The 17,892-nt window shown below is 32.3% G+C and carries 18 protein-coding genes; 7 read left to right on the forward strand and 11 right to left on the reverse strand.

The window, feature by feature from the left end; translation table 11 throughout:
- Positions 1 to 2: 2 nt before the first annotated feature.
- On the reverse strand, positions 3 to 476 hold the full coding sequence (locus ACP7AV_RS10790; RefSeq protein WP_426091957.1) for a T9SS type A sorting domain-containing protein: 474 nt from the start codon (positions 474 to 476) through the stop codon (positions 3 to 5).
- A gap of 346 nt (positions 477 to 822) precedes the next feature.
- Positions 823 to 1,449 (reverse strand): SOS response-associated peptidase, encoded by a 627-nt coding sequence (locus ACP7AV_RS10795; protein WP_426091958.1) that lies wholly within the window; start codon positions 1,447 to 1,449, stop codon positions 823 to 825.
- Positions 1,450 to 2,217: 768 nt separating this feature from the next.
- On the opposite strand from ACP7AV_RS10795, the gene ACP7AV_RS10800 reads away from it, so the two are divergent.
- Both ACP7AV_RS10800 and ACP7AV_RS10805 read left to right on the forward strand, forming a co-directional pair.
- The gene (locus ACP7AV_RS10800; protein WP_426091959.1) at positions 2,218 to 2,535 is read left to right on the forward strand and encodes a hypothetical protein; all 318 of its coding nucleotides are present in this window, start codon (positions 2,218 to 2,220) and stop codon (positions 2,533 to 2,535) included.
- A 388-nt stretch (positions 2,536 to 2,923) separates the two neighbouring features.
- Complete coding sequence (locus tag ACP7AV_RS10805) at positions 2,924 to 4,075, forward strand: saccharopine dehydrogenase family protein (protein ID WP_426091960.1); 1,152 nt, start codon at positions 2,924 to 2,926, stop codon at positions 4,073 to 4,075.
- A 122-nt stretch (positions 4,076 to 4,197) separates the two neighbouring features.
- Here ACP7AV_RS10805 and ACP7AV_RS10810 read toward each other — a convergent pair whose 3' ends face one another.
- Together ACP7AV_RS10810 and ACP7AV_RS10815 are read right to left on the reverse strand one after the other, a co-directional pair.
- Positions 4,198 to 5,061 carry an EamA family transporter gene (locus tag ACP7AV_RS10810; RefSeq protein ID WP_426091961.1) on the reverse strand — a complete coding sequence of 288 codons (864 nt, stop codon included), beginning with the start codon at positions 5,059 to 5,061 and terminating at the stop codon, positions 4,198 to 4,200.
- Between the two features lie 150 nt (positions 5,062 to 5,211).
- On the reverse strand, positions 5,212 to 6,111 hold the full coding sequence (locus ACP7AV_RS10815; RefSeq protein ID WP_426091962.1) for an MBL fold metallo-hydrolase: 900 nt from the start codon (positions 6,109 to 6,111) through the stop codon (positions 5,212 to 5,214).
- Positions 6,112 to 6,376: 265 nt separating this feature from the next.
- Between ACP7AV_RS10815 and ACP7AV_RS10820 the strand changes: the two genes are divergently transcribed.
- Positions 6,377 to 7,441 carry a metal-dependent hydrolase gene (locus ACP7AV_RS10820; RefSeq protein WP_426091963.1) on the forward strand — a complete coding sequence of 355 codons (1,065 nt, stop codon included), beginning with the start codon at positions 6,377 to 6,379 and terminating at the stop codon, positions 7,439 to 7,441.
- Between the two features lie 20 nt (positions 7,442 to 7,461).
- On the opposite strand, the gene ACP7AV_RS10825 is transcribed toward ACP7AV_RS10820, so the two are convergent.
- The 6 genes from ACP7AV_RS10825 to ACP7AV_RS10850 form a co-directional block, all read right to left on the reverse strand.
- Entirely contained in the window at positions 7,462 to 8,055 is a 594-nt protein-coding gene (locus tag ACP7AV_RS10825; RefSeq protein ID WP_426091964.1) for a 2OG-Fe(II) oxygenase, read from the reverse strand.
- Between the two features lie 400 nt (positions 8,056 to 8,455).
- Positions 8,456 to 9,913, reverse strand: coding sequence for an AAA family ATPase (locus tag ACP7AV_RS10830; RefSeq protein WP_091204683.1), 1,458 nt, complete (start codon positions 9,911 to 9,913; stop codon positions 8,456 to 8,458).
- 113 nt (positions 9,914 to 10,026) lie between these two features.
- Entirely contained in the window at positions 10,027 to 11,145 is a 1,119-nt protein-coding gene (locus ACP7AV_RS10835; RefSeq protein WP_426065178.1) for a vWA domain-containing protein, read from the reverse strand.
- Between the two features lie 106 nt (positions 11,146 to 11,251).
- On the reverse strand, positions 11,252 to 11,635 hold the full coding sequence (locus tag ACP7AV_RS10840; protein ID WP_426065177.1) for a YchJ family protein: 384 nt from the start codon (positions 11,633 to 11,635) through the stop codon (positions 11,252 to 11,254).
- A gap of 17 nt (positions 11,636 to 11,652) precedes the next feature.
- Positions 11,653 to 11,895, reverse strand: coding sequence for a hypothetical protein (locus tag ACP7AV_RS10845; protein WP_426065175.1), 243 nt, complete (start codon positions 11,893 to 11,895; stop codon positions 11,653 to 11,655).
- A 15-nt stretch (positions 11,896 to 11,910) separates the two neighbouring features.
- The gene (locus ACP7AV_RS10850; RefSeq protein WP_426065173.1) at positions 11,911 to 12,060 is read right to left on the reverse strand and encodes a hypothetical protein; all 150 of its coding nucleotides are present in this window, start codon (positions 12,058 to 12,060) and stop codon (positions 11,911 to 11,913) included.
- A gap of 276 nt (positions 12,061 to 12,336) precedes the next feature.
- Between ACP7AV_RS10850 and ACP7AV_RS10855 the strand changes: the two genes are divergently transcribed.
- Together ACP7AV_RS10855 and ACP7AV_RS10860 are read left to right on the forward strand one after the other, a co-directional pair.
- Complete coding sequence (locus ACP7AV_RS10855) at positions 12,337 to 15,180, forward strand: PAS domain S-box protein (RefSeq protein WP_426091965.1); 2,844 nt, start codon at positions 12,337 to 12,339, stop codon at positions 15,178 to 15,180.
- Positions 15,177 to 15,611, forward strand: a complete 435-nt coding sequence (locus ACP7AV_RS10860; RefSeq protein ID WP_426091966.1) for a response regulator — start codon at positions 15,177 to 15,179, stop codon at positions 15,609 to 15,611. Before ACP7AV_RS10855 ends, ACP7AV_RS10860 begins: the two co-directional genes overlap by 4 nt.
- A 24-nt stretch (positions 15,612 to 15,635) precedes the next feature.
- Here the strand turns inward: ACP7AV_RS10860 and ACP7AV_RS10865 are convergent, their stop codons facing one another.
- Complete coding sequence (locus ACP7AV_RS10865) at positions 15,636 to 16,181, reverse strand: hypothetical protein (RefSeq protein WP_426065168.1); 546 nt, start codon at positions 16,179 to 16,181, stop codon at positions 15,636 to 15,638.
- A gap of 90 nt (positions 16,182 to 16,271) precedes the next feature.
- Here ACP7AV_RS10865 and ACP7AV_RS10870 point away from each other — a divergent pair, with 90 nt between their 5' ends.
- Both ACP7AV_RS10870 and ACP7AV_RS10875 read left to right on the forward strand, forming a co-directional pair.
- Positions 16,272 to 16,517: a hypothetical protein gene (locus ACP7AV_RS10870; protein WP_091204675.1), complete on the forward strand. Its 246-nt coding sequence runs from the start codon at positions 16,272 to 16,274 to the stop codon at positions 16,515 to 16,517.
- 173 nt (positions 16,518 to 16,690) lie between these two features.
- Entirely contained in the window at positions 16,691 to 17,131 is a 441-nt protein-coding gene (locus tag ACP7AV_RS10875; protein WP_091204674.1) for a KTSC domain-containing protein, read from the forward strand.
- The last annotated feature ends 761 nt before the right edge of the window (positions 17,132 to 17,892 follow it).

Raw genomic sequence — 17,892 nt, forward strand, 5'->3', positions numbered from 1 at the left:
TTTTATTTCTTGATTATTTTATAGGTGTTTTTTTTGTTCGCTTCTTTGTTTTCAATTGTTATCAAATACATCCCTTGTGTATAGCTGGAAATATCCAAAGGTTGGTCTTTGTTAATAGTGTCTGAATAAATTTGTTTGCCACTTAAATCCGTAATGTTTATTGAAAAGGAATTTAAATCAAGATGAGAAACATAAAGTAATTGCGAAGTTGGGTTGGGATAGATCTTTATTTGTAAGTCCAAAGCATTGTCTTCAATTTTCAAAGCACTAATATTCATAGCGGGATAGTATCCATTTCCCAATTGATTGCCGCCAGCGGTCATTAAACCCACTACAGATTCACCAGTTGTCCAAGAAACCTTAAGGTTTGAATTTGTTTGTGTCTTTCCTGCTGTTCCAATAACTTGCTTGGAAATGGTTTGAGAATGTGCACTAATAAAAAAACATAATAAGAGTCCTAATAGGATTTTTTTCATAAATTTTAGTTTTTTAAATCAAGCAAAAATTGAGTTTAAAACAGGCAAAATTCAATTATTTGTACGATAAAGATTGATATTTTTCAAATGTAAATTTTTAATCATCAATTTCTTTACGGGTTTCCGTAAACGGGTTAATTTATGTACTAATACCTTTTAATTATTGAAAACAAAAGCGTTTCCATCGGTTAGTGTTGGTGGAGATTTTAAGCCAAAGCAGAATTTTGAAGTAATTGACAAATAGTATAAATTAACATGATTTTTTAAGAAATGGCAATTATTACTTTTAGTGATATTTAGTCACATCAAAGTCTAAGATAAGGAAGTATTTGACACTATATTCAACTTAAATAGTGGGTAAAGCAATCAAATTCGCCTGATAAGGATAAGCAAAGTCTTTAATTAAATTAGAATGATCTAGCCACGCCTTTTCATCCGTTTTTTTTAGCATTACCGGCATCCTTTGTTTGATATTATGAACAAATTTCATCGTTTCATTAGCCTCCGTGGTCAACATCGTATAGGTATTTAAAAGCTCTCCCGTTTGAATGTCCTTCCATGAGCTGTGTAGACCTGCAAACGTAAAAATTTCATCCTCTTGTGAATTAATTTGATATTTTACTTTTTCTTTTCCTTTTGCGTCGTTCCAGTGCCACTCGTAATAAGCAGTTGCAATAATTAAGCATCGGTTATTAGTAATATTTTTAAACGCGGGTTTTTCGTCAACTGTTTCGATTCTTGCATTAAGAGTGTTTTTTCTAAAATCCTTATCCTTAGCCCACGATGGAATTAGTCCCCAACTGAAATTTGTAGATATAACCTCAGGGGTTTCGTCTAGTATAATGGGTGTTTTTAAGTGAGTAAATCCGTTGATCATTTCAGATACCAAAAAACTATCCGGATCATCTATAGTAGCCTTGAAACGTTTTGTAACCTCTTTGATAGAAGCATTTTGCTGAGTATAAAAACACATAGTTATTGCAATTTGTTTTTTAGAAATATCTTATGAGATAAAATTAAGTAATATCTTTTGAATTCAATTCGTTTTGTATATGTAGTGTAAATAATAGAGGTTTTTAAGGATCTGCAATATCCTCTTTTGGCTATTATTATCCCTATTTAACGAAATCCACTATAAATCCAGTTCTATTATGTATTTATCGTAATAATTTTAAAAAATATTCAGGAAGTACGCACACACCGTTTTTACTTTTTACTTTTATATCTTTACTGTCGGTTTAAGCTCTGATTCGTGAATTAAAGGATGCGGGGAATTCTATTTTGGCTATTAACTATATCCTTTACTCATCTAAAAACTTAGCATAGCTAAGGGAAAGCAAAAGAACGATGTTGATATATCTACAAAAATTGTAGTTTTCTAAATACTCTGTACCCAAACTGTACCTCATCACACCTAAACTACTATAAAACAAGAGATGTCACATTCTGCATCGGAAAATAAAATTATAAAAAAATATCTACAATACTGAAAATCAATATTTTATAATATTTTAACTAAAGAAGGATTTTTTTGACTAAATTAGCAATAGTTAATAATTAAATATTTAGTATCATGAAAACTCCTCTTCTTTTTTGTTTACTGTTTGCCAGTATAGGATTTCAAAGTTGTAAAAAAAATGAAAACGAAAAACTCGTTAATTCTAAACAAATCCCGGTTGAAAGACCAATAAGCGTCCAATGCTATAAAGCTTTGTATGAAAAAGATATTATAGATTTAAAAATGAACACTTTAAAAAACGGAAAGATAACCGGCGATATGATGATGAAATTTTTTAACACACCCCAAAAGGTTGGAAAAATTGCAGGAGAATTCAGTGGGGATACATTATTTGTCAGCTACACCTTTATTGAGGGCGATAACAAAAAAGTAACATTTAAAAATCCGATGGCATTTTTAAAGAGAGGGGAACAACTTATTTTAGGAAATGGAAAAATGCAAACTACTATGGGAGCCACTTATTTTGTTAAAGACTCACCGATAGACTTTGAAAATGTAAAATTTAAGTTCACTGCTGTTGAATGTGTGGCTGAAAAATAAACCTTTAGAATCCACTCCTGCTGTTATTGATATTAATCAAATATTGTATTTTTTAAAGTTTTTCAAAAATAGCAGTTTATGAAGACATTTAAATTTATTTTTTTTCAACTGATTATCAATTAATTGAAATACATAATCGAAATACTTTATTTACACTACATATATGCTGTCCGGGCAGGCTATCCACTGTAAGTCCGCAGGAATTAGTCCATAAAACAAACCCTAAAACGAGCTTCTTGTAGTCGCTGTTTTAGGGTTTGTTTAATAAAAGGACCTCCTCCTTTGCGGGCTTTCCGCTACTATCCTTGACAGAGAATCTACATTTGATCACAACCAATTTACCATACAACTCAAATGCTTTACCAATAAAAAAGGGTATCTTTAAAATATGAAAAAGCATTATACTATTATTATTGCAGGAGCCGGCGGAATCGCAGAAGCTGTTGGTCTCTTACTGATGGAATGGGGCGAAGTTGCTCCTACTCTCTTTATAGGTGACAGAATGCATTTAAAAGCAAAAAAAGTAGCACGTTGGATTCAAGAAGGAACAACGAAATCAGGATCTGTCCACGATTTTCATCTTGCTGAAAAAGGCCTAACGGACGAAATGAAGACAATATTAAGTCAAGGAGACATCATTCTCGACTGTTTACCGGGTAGTCAAGCACCCAGAATAGCACAATTTGCCAAAGATTACAATCTACATTATGCAAACCTTACAGAATACGTTGCAGAAACCGAAGAAATAATAGCTTTAGCAAAAGACGCCAAAACTGGTTTTATACTTCAAACTGGTTTAGCTCCCGGATATGTTGATTTACTCGCCAATGGACTATTTCAACAGTTTTGTTCAGACTTTGAGGTTGATAAAGTAGACAAACTGGAATTTAAAGTTGGAGCGCTGACCAATCATGCCGTTGCTCCACATTATTATGGTTTTACTTGGAGCCCTGTTGGAGTGGCTACTGAATATATAAAAGATACGATCGTGCTTCGGGATTATAAAAAAACGAATCTGTCACCATTATCCGAAAGAGCCACAATCATTATTGATGGCATCACGTATGAAGAGAACCTAACTTCGGGTGGTGCTGCTGATTTGCCGGATGCCTTGTCGGGAAAGGTACGTTCACTTGACTACAAAACCTTACGACATCCTGGACATTATGCCTGGCTACAAGAACAATTGGACAATCTTGAAAATACGTCAGATGCTATCAAAAATTTACAAGAAAAAATGGAAGCCGTAATTCCACATGTTGAAGACGACCAAATCATTTTATATGCAGCAGTGGAAGGCAAAGATGCTACGGGAGTGTTACGCAGACGAGAAATTGCCAAGCGCATTCTTCCGCGAACAGTAGGGAAACATCAGTTACGAGCGATACAAATAACCACAGCAGCACCTTTAGTTCAGGCAGCGCAACTTTTACTTGAATCGTCATTAAGCGGAGTTATACTTCAAAGTCAAATTGATCCAATTCCGTTTTTAAATGGGAATTACGTGGTGCCCGTTTACGGTAAAGTATTAAATAAATAAAAAACCAAATACCTGGAACAACATATCTATAGTTTTCTGTAATAAAGTGAAATGCATCAATAGCAACACATAAAAACTTTGTTTCAATGCGTTAAAAAAAAACTTGAATTACAATCAGTAGATTACTGTAATTTAACTGTCTGTGATAACACGATTAAAACAATCGCAATCAAAGCCAGAAACAAACCTGCATAATTCATTTTTGTTAGTTTTTCTTTAAAAACAAAAATCCCTACAAGGCTTCCTATTACAATCACGCCCATGTTCATACCTGCAAAAACTGTAGATGGATTTTTAGCGAAAGCTTTATGCGCTTTTAGATAAAAAAGTATGTTTCCAACATTGAAAACACCTACTAAACCACCAAAAATAATATTTTTTAACTGCAGTGGTGTTTTAGTTACAATCACATGATACAGCACCGTTCCAATCATGATTGATAACGCAATTCCAAATACCACAAATAATGATGTAGTATAAGGCAGACTTGTATACAGAGCGATTTGCTTGAAAAGGATGTCAATAATTCCAAAGCCGAGTAAAACAACCGCAGAATAAATCCATTTATTTTCTGTTTTTTTGGAAGGTTTCGCGAGAATAAGCAGCAAAGCAGGAAAACCTATCAAAAGTGCCGTGATTTTTAAAATATTGAAATCTTCGTTGAAGAGAAACCATGCAGCCAAAATAGGTATAAACAGCGAAAGTCTTTGAGCTGCATCGGTTTTTACAATTCCTACCTGTTTTATTGAAGCTGCCAAGAAAAGAAAAATAGAAGGCAGCAAAATTCCAATAGGAATATAGATTGCCCAAGGTGCCGAAGTTCCTAAATTAGTTAAATCGGGACTGAAGAAAAAATAACAAAGAACAAGCGCAAATACGTAATTCCAGGCGACAATTTGAATAGGACTTACGGAGTACCTGCGCGCAAATTTAAATAATACTCCCACGGTTACACTGCAAATAATACTTAAAATCAAAAATAGCATAGCGAATTTTTAGATGGCTAAATTACCATTTATTGTCTTTCCTATTGCTCTTTTATAAAAGTATCGAAAGCGATACTTCAATAAAAAAATAGGATTAATACGGTTTTAGTAATATGAAGGAAAATAAAAGATATAAAAATTGTAGCAATCTTAAATCCTTCGCTGTTCTTTAAGTTTCCAATACCTTAATAAACCATTTACAGACATCCAGCTTGGATTAGCAAACTCATAAGTTTGAATTTCTTCCGTATTCAGTCCTTTATCCAAAAACTGCTTTCTTGTGTATTCCATAAATTGGGGAACTATACTTTCTGGCGGAGTTTGATTGTCATAAAAAGGTTTGATAAAACTAGCCCAATCATCTAGAACTATTTCTAAGCCCGATAATAATTCATCCGGATTTTTTTGCAAATCAAAATGTGTTAGATACAAGGCTCTGGGCTTTAAATCTTTTAATTTTTTGAGGGATTGTTTCCATAATTCAATATTAATATCTGGCGGAGGACAGGGAGGCACAACAGGACCATCTCCTATTTTTACTCCAGCCACATCCCCTGTAAATATCACATCATCAATTTGATATGCATTATGATGCACAGCATGACCCGGCGTATACCATACTTTTATTTGAACATCTCCCAGGTCTACAACATCACCGTCCGTTACCCCAATCAATTGTTGCTCTGGTATTGAGTCCATTTTTCCCCAAAGAAGCTCCATCTTGTCTGTGTAAATCATTTTGGCTGAATTCCATAATTTCTCTGGATTAGCTAAATGTGGAAGTCCAATAGGGTGTACGTATATTTTAGCTCCATTTTGTGCTAATTTCCAAGCTGCTCCGGCATGATCAAAATGAATATGCGTTAAGAATACATGCTGAATATCTTTGATTTCATACCCAATCTTTTTTATTCCTTTAACAAGAAACTCCCAAGTTGATTCCGGTCCAGTTTCTATAAGTATCGGACCTTTTTCCGTTTCAATTAAAAAAGCACCAATAGAATGTTTTTCGGATTGAAAGTGTAGATCAATAGTATGAATTTTATACATAGCGCTGTTTATTTTTGATTGGACAAGATAGTGCATATTTATTTTAAAATTTCTTTTGATCGGTATGGTTTTAAAAAAAAACATTTAAAATACTCCTGTTTTTTCTGTACAAAAAAAGCACGCGTTTTAAAACCATCCGATTATTCTGTTTTAATGGATAGATAAACTACTTTTAAATTCTAAGATGTTAAGAATTATCCAAAAATTTTCACCTTCACAAATCTATTTGTTTTCGGATTACTCTTTTTCAATTACATTATAAAAAATGCGATTCTTAGCAATCAATTACTACAGGGCTATCAAGATATTTCCTGATTTCAGTTACTTTTGCAGGATGGATTCTTTTACTCAAATCGCTTTAGGAATTGCCATAGCTGAAGTATGTGCGGGCAAAAAACTCAAAAACAAAACGGTTTTATACGGTGCGATTTTAGGCACAATTCCCGATTTAGATGTTGTAGTGGGACTTTTTTTAAATCCTGTCGATGCCGTCCTGATTCATCGTGGCATCAGTCATTCTCTTTTTCTTTTTTTGTTTTTATCCCCTGTTTTGGGTTGGATTATTTCAAAAACAGAAAGAGATAAAATCAATTTTGTTCAGGCAACTGTTATGGCTTTTTGGTGTTTGTTTACCCATGTGCTATTGGATGTGTTTACTTCTTGGGGCACGCAAATTTTATGGCCTTTAGACGAACGGTTTGCGCTAAAAACCATTTTTGTAATTGATCCGCTGTACACCATTCCACTTGTTATTGCATTGATTATGGTTTGGAAAACAAAAGACACCATACTTCGTGAAAAATACATAGTCTTAGGATTATTTATCAGTAGTGCTTATCTCCTTTTGTCTTGTTTTATAAAAGTACATGCTTTGAACCAATTTGAAAAAGCATTGACAAAACAAGGAATCCACTATTCTGAAATTATTGTAAAACCTACCGCTTTCAACCTCATTTTATGGAATGCTAATGTAGCAACTGCGGATAATTACGTATTAGGCGACTACTCTCTTTTTGATTCGCAACCCATTTCGTTTACTGCTTACAGCAAAAACAAAATTTTAGAATCGCAATTAAAAGGAAATTCGGACTTTGAAAAACTGAAGAAAGCCAGTGAAGGCTGGTATATCATTTCTCAAAAAAAAGGATCTTTATACTTTAATGATTTACGCTTTGGACTTTTAGATGACAACCCAAAAAACCCTCAATTTGCTTTCAGCTATCAATTTATTGCAGGCAATGTTGAAATGAAAGCAGTAGAAGTGCCAAAAAGTAAAAGAGACGGAAAGCGATTACTTCAAAAAATAGTTACACGGATGAAGGGAAACTGAGTGTTTTTTTTTTATAAATATCATTCACTCTTCAACCAACCCGTAATGCTCATCCTGGTATTTTGGGTAACCAAAACTTCATGCACTAATTCGTCACTTTTAAAGAAAACAGTTTTACCTTGGGTAGGAGCAATTTTTTGATTGTTATCCAATTGATGAATCAGTAATTCGCCACCATCACTTTCTTTCCAATTGCTATTCAAATAACTAATCATAGAATATTTTCGGCTGGGATTATTTTTGAATTGATCCAAATGCTTTAAATAAAAGTCACCCGGTTCATACAACGAATAGTGAAATTCATATCCCGTAATTCCGGCATAACAACTTTGATTTAAATAAACAATAAAAGCTTCTATTTGGGCCAGGAATTCATTTTCGAATGCATTGTTGTGTTTTTTATCCAACCAATAAATAGAATCGCTTCGTATCGCACCATCATAAGAAACTTTCTCAGAATTACCAATTCCAGCTTGCATCAACAAGCTTTTTTGCTTCAAAACAATCAAATTTTGTCTGAGATTATGGGCCAAATCAGTACTCAAAAAATGTTCAGATATTCCAACTTTATTTTCAATGTAGGAGGCAATTAAATCCTCAAAGTTATTTTCCATGACTTTCGCATTGACTGAAAATACCGCCAACGGGGCAAGGTAGACTAATAAAACTCGTCAAAGACTGATTCTGAAATAAATAAAAAATTAAATGGTAAACTGATAACTTTTGCAAGAAAAAAATAAAATTACAATTTCATTTTTAAAAATATAAGTCATTTAAGAAACTACAAATTAGTAAATTGCTTAGATGACTTACATGCTTACATCTTGGTATGCAAATCAAACCATCAATGTACATTAAATAATTTTTCTGCGTGAAGTTTTTAGACTTTTTAGGTATTGCAAATCAATCTTAAATCAATGAATACCAGTCGCAAAAAAAACATAAAAGTCATTTAAAAAATTACAAAATGTTGGTTCCTTAAATGACTCGTACAGTGAAAAAAAAGTACGTTCTTTATAATTTACTGATAAAACTACCGTAAATATCCTTGAACTGATAGCCTTCGGAGAAGCGGTCTTTACTCAGTTTCTTGTATTCTACCAATCCCCAAAGGATAAATTCCTTCATAAAAAATTTATCTTCTTTTTCTAGTTGCGGTTGATATTTCTTAATTAAAATTTCAAGCGGGACAATACTTCCCAAAATCCTTTCGTATTCTTCATCGGAAGCATCGTCTAATAATTCAAAACCGCTTTCGGCAAAAAACCATTCAATGATATCCGTGTAGGCATTTTTGACGCCTTCTTTTTCAAGTTTTTCAATTTTTGGAAAATATGCAGGGAAAAAAGTATGAATCGCATCGCCCAATAAATGTTGCGCTACAGCGGCAGCTCCCTCCTGCTCACCTTCGTAAACCAATTCCACTTTTCCAGTAATGGCAGGAATAATTCCCATAAAGTCAGACAAACGCAACGTTGTTTTATCAGCACCGGATTTCAGTGCTCTTCTTTCTGCTGTACTTAATAAGTTTTCGAAAGCAGTAATACTTAATCTGGCACTCACGCCACTTTTGTTATCAATATATTCGCTTTCTCTTGCTTCAAAACTGATTTGTTCCAATAAATCCCTTGCCAATGAAGGCACGTAAACCATATCATTTTGCGTTACATCAAGTTTCGCTTCCTGCTCTGTAATGGTTCTGGCAATTTTAATAGTTTCCGGATAATGCGTCAATATTTGGGAACCAATTCTATCTTTTAATGGTGTTACAATACTTCCACGATTCGTGTAATCTTCCGGATTTGCCGTAAATACAAATTGCATATCGAGTGGCATTCGCAACTTGAAACCACGAATTTGAATATCTCCTTCCTGTAAAATATTAAATAGCGCTACTTGGATTCTCGCCTGTAAATCAGGTAATTCGTTGATAACAAAAATACAACGATTTGCTCTTGGAATCATCCCAAAATGTATCACACGATCATCCGCATAAGACAATTTTAAATTTGCCGCTTTTATTGGATCGACATCTCCAATCAAATCTGCAACTGTCACATCAGGTGTTGCTAATTTTTCGAAAAAACGGTCACTTCTATGCAGCCAAGAAATTGGAGTTTCATCGCCTTTGAGTTCAATGATGTCTTTGGCAAAACGCGAAATTGGTTGTAAAGGATCATCATTAATTTCGGAACCCGATACAAACGGAATGTATTCATCCAACAACTCTATCATTTTACGTGCTAATCTGGTTTTGGCTTGACCACGAAGACCTAATAAATTGATGTTATGACGCGATAAAATAGCGCGTTCTAGTTCTGGAATTACGGTATTTTCAAAACCGTGAACGCCTTCAAATGTTGGTTTTCCAGATTTTATTTTTTCTCTTAAGTTGGATCGCAATTCATCTTTAATGCTTTTACTTTCGTAACCTGATTTTTTTAATTCTCCGAGTGTTTTTATAGTATTCATTTATTATTTTTTATTGATATTGATATTGCAGTTGACCTTAATTGTTATTAAAATTGCTATTTCTGTTGTTCTCGACTGCGCTCGAACTGACGAATGGAAATCTAAACCGACTACTATTTTATTCTCTTCTTTCGATTTGTTTCATAATCTTCAAAAATCATTTCCCCCAAACCTTGCAATCCGGTGTAAAAGGCTTTTCCTTGATTTGATTCTGTAAATTTATTTACAAATTTTTGCAAATATGGATCATTGGCAATCATAAAAGTGGTAATTGGAATGTGTAATTTTCGGGCCTGCTGCGCCTGATTGTAGCATTTATCCACAATGTATTCGTCGAGCCCGTTACTGTTCATATAATAGGAACCGTCTTTTTCGCGGACACAACTTGGTTTTCCATCGGTAATCATGAAAATTTGCTTGTTGGTGTTTCGTTTTCGACGCAAAATATCCATGGCTAGTTGTAAACCGGCGACTGTATTCGTGTGATAAGGTCCAACCTTTAAATACGGTAAATCCCGAATTGCAATGGTCCAGGCATCATTTCCAAAAACTAAAATATCTAAAGTGTCTTTTGGATAACGTGTCGTAATCAATTCAGCAAGAGCCATCGCCACTTTCTTGGCTGGAGTAATTCGGTCTTCTCCATACAATATCATACTGTGGCTAATGTCAATCATCAAAACGGTACTCATCTGCGACTTATATTGCGTTTCTTCGACAACCAAATCATTTTCGGTTAACATAAAATCAGCTACTCCATTATTGATTTGAGCGTTACGTAAGCTTTCAGTTAAAGAGATTCGTTCGAGTCCGTCACCAAAATGAAACTCCCGAAATTCTCCAGTGTGTTCATCCCCGTTTCCGGAATGTTTCGTTTTATGATTCCCGCTTCCGGAGCGTTTTAAATTACCAAAAATGTTGTCTAAAGCTTGCTGCCGGATGGCGCGTTCCGTTTTTGCGGTAATACCGATTCCCGAAGTTCCATCTTCTTTTAGTTCATCACGGATATACCCTTTTTTCTTTAAATCTTCAATAAAATCATCGATGGTGTAATGTTCATCTGTGAGTTTATATTCTTTGTCTAATTCCCGCAACCAGTCGATTGCTTCATCAAAATCTCCCGAGGTATGTGTAATTAATTCTTTGAAAATACCAAAGAGTTTATCAAACGGAGATTGAAAAGGTGCTTCGTATTGCTTGAAATAAAATCCTTTTTTATATTCATTTTTCATAGACAATAAAATTACATCAATAAAAATATACTGAATACAAACGTTTATTAATTTTTAGTTAAAAACATTCAGACACTATGAAGTTGGATTTTATTGGGAAGATAAGCTAATTAAAAAATTGACCATCCACATAAAACCAACTTCCATTTTCGAATTTGAAAGTAGAAAGTTCGTGATGAATCTGTTTTTGAAGTTTGCTGTCCAAGAAATAGGCTTTGAATTCCACGTTATTTTCAGTGGACTTTATAATCGCCAATTGAAGCCATTTGTTGCTAGTTGCCCAATGTAAAATTTCAGATTTCGAATACTGACTTCTTTCCAAAATATGGGTTGTTGCCAACAAATAATCGGCTTGATGCGTCACATAAGCGGAATATCTTGAACGCATCAAAGATTCAGCTGTAGGCGCTTTTTGAATGCCTTTTATTACTACTTCACAACAATTCTCGAAATCTTTATCGGAACCGCAATGACATTTGTTTTCAATCATGTTAAATATTAAAAATTTTAAATTGAGCCCGTTGCCTGTCCATTGAGCCCAACTATTTTTTGATGCAACTGATTTAACAATACCTGAAAGCGGCTTATTTCGATTAAATCTTCATCTTCGTCAGCAAAATCTAAAAGTTCATCTAATTCCTCGCTAACTTCCACTAATTTATTGTTGGCTTCTTTGGCGTTTTTTTCGGCAACAAAATCAATTATTTGCTGAACTCCATTTTTCACTTGATCAAATTTATTTTTTTCCATCATACGAGTTTTACTTTATTCTTCTGAAGCCTTATCTTCATTGAACTTTTTTGTAATTTGTTTTAATTTTTCCTTGCGCAACAATACGGTTTGTTTTGCTTTATCTTGCGCTTTATGCAATTTATCGTTATGTTTTTTAATATTTCTTTCGTTATTTCTGCTCATATCTATACTTTTAAATAATCAAATCAAGTATTTGACTCAAAAACTATTGCAAAGTTCGCTTTTATTATTGAAAATAAAATTTATTTATACTCAAAACGTTACTATTAAAATTGTCTGATTTATAACCATTCATCCTGTTTACTGATTTACAAAAAAGCATTTTGAAAGCAAACAACGAAGAATATGACGATAATTAATAAATTAGTGTGCTCGTACATTTTTTTTCATATCTTTATTTCAAAACTAGATTGTACCTAAACCCTACCAATACAATACATGAAGTCTGAAAAAAAATACCCAAAATTCATCAGATGGTTCTTAGAAAGACCAAAAACAACAGGCTTCATAACATTTTTATTCTTAAGTTATGTAGCGGCATTTATCGTCTCACAACAATATAAACTGATAAAAGAAGATCAGGAACGCGAGATGAATAACATATTACTTGTTGTTCATCAAAATATCGAACAAGCCCTTAAAAACTGTTACACGACTACTTTAACATTGGCACTAACCATTAACGATAAAGGCATTCCTGAAAATTTTGATTACGTGAGTGAAAAATTAATGGAATCAAATGCCAATATTAATGCTGTTCAATTAGTCCCTGATGGAATAATAAAATATATATATCCGCAAAAAGGAAATGAAGCGGCTTTGAATTTAAATATTTTAACTAACCCAAGTCTTAAAAAAGAAGCCTTAAAATCAATCATTAAAAAAAAGATGTATTTTGCTGGTCCTTTTGAATTGAAACAAGGCGGAGTGGGAATTGTAGGTCGGTTTCCCGTTTTTCAAAATAATAAGTTTTGGGGATTCTCCGCAGTTGTAATTAAATTAGAAACTTTTTTAAAAGCTTCTGGAATTAAAAACGTGGATGATTCAAAATATTTTTTTCAGTTTTCAAAATACAATGCGGAGAAAAAAAAGGAGATTTTCTATTTGCCCAACAAAACTGATTTCTCAGAAAATTATAATATATGTACAGACATACCGGATGGCGACTGGAAATTATATTTAATATCAAAAAACAAAAATTATCTGTATTCACAGATTTTAATTCCTGGAATTATTGGAATTATTCTTGCGGCACTTTTTGGTGTTTTAATTTATACACTTTTAAAAATTCCAGAGGAATTACAATCTTTAGTAACTACACAAGCCACCAAATTATTGAATTCTGAAATAAAATTTAAAATTATTTTTGATCAAGCAGCGGTTGGCATTGCTAATATCAACATTGCAACAGGGAATTTTTTGGAAGTAAACAATAAATTTTGTGAACTTTTAGGCTACACTCAGAATGAAATGAAACAAAAGAATTTTCAATCTTTAACGCATCCTGATGATCTTAAAAAAGATTTAACAAATGTATATAATCTGGAAAAAGGAATAATCAATGAATATTCCATGGAAAAAAGATATTATACAAACCAAGGAAAAATTATTTGGGTAAATTTAAATGTTAAGCCAATAATAGATAAAAACAAAAAGCAAATAAGCGCAATTTCAATTATTGAAGATATTACCTTAAAAAAGGAAGCTGAAGAATTGATCAAAAAAAGTGAAATTCGATTCAAAAGCCTATTCGAAGACTCGCCATTGCCTCTCAGAGAAGAGGATTTTTTAGATGTTAAAAGATATCTGGAGGAATTAAATTTGATGGGAAAAACCAAAGAAAAAGTAACAGAATATTTCAACAGTAATCCGGCAGTTGTCGATAAATGTCATTCCTTAATTAAAATTATCAGTGCTAACAGAGCTAACTTGTCGCTTTATAAAGTTTCCACATTAAAGGAATTAATTAGTATCAAAAAAGAATTGTTTAATGTGAAGTCCAAAGAAGATTTCATAAAAAATTTGATCTCAATTACTCAAGATAAAAAACAATTTATTATTGACACCGTAATAAAAGATGCTGAGGGCAAATTACGAGACATTAACTTAAGGTGGAATGTAATTCGTGGTTACGAAAAGACATTAGAACGAATCATTGTTTCCACAGAAGACATTACTGATCGTAAATACTCTGAAAAAATAATTCTAGATTCCCAACAAAGAATTAAATCGCTGATCAATACCATTGACGGAATTGTTTGGGAGTGCGATGCTACTGATTTTTCTTTTAATTTTATTAGTCAGAAAGTTGAAAACATACTAGGTTATACCCCTGAGGAATGGCTTAAAAGTCCTACTTTTTGGCGCGACCATATCTATGCAGAAGATAGTGAATGGGTTCAGAATTATTGTATGAAACAAACAAATGACAATGCCGACCATGATTTTGAGTATAGAATGGTAGCCAAAAATGGAGATTTAGTTTGGCTGCGTGACATCGTAAATGTTGTCATTAAAAATGGTAAAGCAGAGAGATTACGTGGCATTATGATTGATATTACCAAAACAAAAGAAGCTGAAAAAGATTTAAATACATCCTTTAATCTTGTTACAGAACAAAATAAAAGATTGTTGAATTTTTCTTATATCGTTTCTCACAACTTAAGATCGCATACGAGCAATATTGCTTCAATAGTTGATTTAATTGAAACCTCAGAATCTGAAGAAGAAAGGGAACAAATGATGGAACTTTTAAAAACAGTATCTAATTCGCTTAACGAAACTATGCTTCACCTGAACGAAGTAATTAACATTAGAACAAATATTAGTTTAGTATCGGAACCTTTATATTTAGACCAATATATTAACACAGTAAAAAATGTACTTTCAAAACAAATTTCGTCAAATGATGTCACTATTTTAACAGATATTCCAACGGACACAATGATAAATTATAATCCGGCCTATCTAGAAAGCATCCTTTATAATATTATTTCAAATTCTATACGATATCGACATAACAGTAGAAAACCAATCATAAAAATTAATTTTGTAAAAGAAAATGATGTAAATGTCCTTCAAATTTCAGATAATGGAATAGGAATTGATCTCGTCAGAAATGCCAACAAAATTTTCGGCATGTATAAAACTTTCTCTAACAATTCTGATTCAAAAGGAATAGGATTGTTCATTACAAAAAATCAAGTTGATGCTATGGGAGGAACAATTACTGTAGAAAGTGAACCTAATGTTGGAACTACATTTAAAATCTACATTCAATGATAAAAAAAGCAATCTGGATAGTGGACGATGATGCAATTTACCAAATAATCGTAAATAAAATAATTCAACGATCTGAAATGTTTTCTGCGATTTTCTCTTTCAAAAATGGAAAAGAAGCTATTGATGATTTGTATAATGCTTTAGAAATTAATGCCAATCTTCCGGATATAATTTTACTTGATATCAATATGCCAATAATGGATGGCTGGGAATTCATGGACGAAATGGGAATAATAAAACCTAAATTTCCTAAAGAAATTGTTGTTTACATCGTAAGCTCATCTATTGCTTTTGAAGACAAAACCAAATCAAAGTCTTATGAAAACATTCTAGGTTATTTATCTAAACCGGTTACAGTAAATGATTTGTTATTAATTGCATCGAACGATGAAATGCTGAAAAATCGACCCATAAAGGAAATTTTAAGGTAAAAAAAAATGATTCTCAAAATGGTTTTACATGAATTCTTTTTTTATTTCTTCCAGACCTCTATTGGTAAAGATTAGTTCATCGATAATTTTTTTTCTCAAAAGATTAATATCATCATACTCAAAATACTTGGCCCAGGAAGTAAGATTAAACAAATTCCGAATCTGCTTGATGCGTTTAGTCGTTTCAAAGCTGGTTCGCAATACTGCTTTTTTATCGTAGGTTGGATTATTCTTATGTTGATAATTGGCCTTTTTCTCTTGGTAATTTGCTTCTAAATAATAGAGCTCTTCAACAGTATTATCCGGATAAAAATTTTCCCACGACGCATAGCCCAATTTAATTTTGGAAATGGTTTCAGGTTCTAAAGGCTTCAGACGCCATTTGCTATTAGCCAATCGACCCCAATGATTTGACAAGCGATACATTCCTGTTTTAGTGTAATAATACTTGCTCCCTGATTTGCTGGCGTACTGAATTTTTAATCCATTCACAGCATCCATGGATACTTCATCAAATGCACAGAAAGTATTTTTAAAGGAATTAAGGTTTGGCCGAAAAATTTTTTCCATGAGGCAAAGATAATCAGAAAGCCCAAATCGTAGCAAGACAAACTATATTTGATTAACTTTGCCCACTAGTTTTATTAAAATAAACGGATTATGACAAAAGCTTCTGAAGAAAGAATGTTACAAAAAGGTGTTTACACAGGAATTATGGAAAAAGATGAAAATAACAACTTTTTTTGTGGAGAATATCTTTTAGATTATAAAATGGCACAAAAACATGCCGTTGGAGATTACATTACTATAAAATCAATTATTGAAAATCCCAGTGATATTAGTTACAACAAATATCAAAAAAAATCGAAAAATTTTGATAAAGCAAATAATAAGCCGCAACAATAGTTAATTTTCAGCTCTAAAATTCTTTAGATAGGAGCACTAAAAGGTACTTTTTTTGAAAATTTACTACTGTGAATCCGAAAAAATAAAAAAAAGTGTACCTTTGCAAAAAATTTGTCGATTTTGAAATCAAATTATATTGATTTTATAATAAAAGGCAAGTAGTTACCTTATTTATGAAAAAAATAGTTGAATACCGCAAACTGCTAAATGTAGATAAAACTGCAGAGCTGAAAGATTTGAAAACGATTTATCGTAATGCGATGAAAGAATCACATCCTGATAAATTTTCAGGTGACGAAGCTGGATTGAAAGCTGCAGAAGAAAATAGTAAAAAAATTATTGAAGCATACCACTTTTTGGTTAGTATCAATCCTGAGACTACAAAAGCAAACTTGCCAGAATATACTGAAACCATTTCTACATCAACAATCACAGATTATAAATTTGTTGAAGGAAGATTAATTATCAATTTTTCAAATGGTAGTGTTTATGAATACATCAGTGTTCCTAAAGCAACTTACGTCAAAATGGTAAACGCAGATTCTCCTGGAAGATTTGCAAAAAGACACATTTTGAATTCATTTACTTGGAGAAAAACAATCAATCAAGATTAAATATTTTTAAGTAAAAAAGATACAAGCATCCTACTAAAGGATGCTTTTTTTGTTTAAGTGGGTATGCCAATCTATTTTTAAAATAGATTGAATCAGTTAATTTGACAAACCATGTTGTGCAATAAACTTGTTTTTAGTAATTTAGTAATTAAATTATACCAAATTACTTTATTTACCATGAAAGATTTTTGCAAGCTTTACCAATCACAATATAAAAAAGCGAAAGAAACACTTGATATTCTTGAAAAACAAAGAGACCAAATTGATCTTAAATTGCATTCAAATCCATCTTGTTTTATTCTTCATAAAGAATTGTGAATTGTAAACTTAAATATTAAGATTACAAAAAATGAAATGGAACACGCTGAATCCGAAATTATTAAATACGGCTCAGAAAATGTTGATGAAACAGAACTAACGTTGTAATACGTTAGTTAATTTTCAATTTAAACATCGGCAACTACACTAATTTATTATCTACACTACTCGGCTGAAGCGCAATAATGATATTCTGATTTAATATTGCTCAAAATTTTAAATGCATTTTATCCTAATTAATTCAAAGTCTGTTTTTAAAGTTTTTTTCTTTGTCCTAAGAAAAAGTATCTTAACTACTTTAAAATGAATGAATTATCAATGCAAACTGTAGCCATAAATTATGAACGGAATTAGCATCACTCCATTATTAAAATAATACAAAATAAATACCAAATTATAACAAAAATTTAGGTTCAAAAATTATTTGTATTTTATATTTTTTA

This window comes from Flavobacterium sp. DSR3-2, from assembly GCF_049896525.1.
GTDB lineage: Bacteria > Bacteroidota > Bacteroidia > Flavobacteriales > Flavobacteriaceae > Flavobacterium.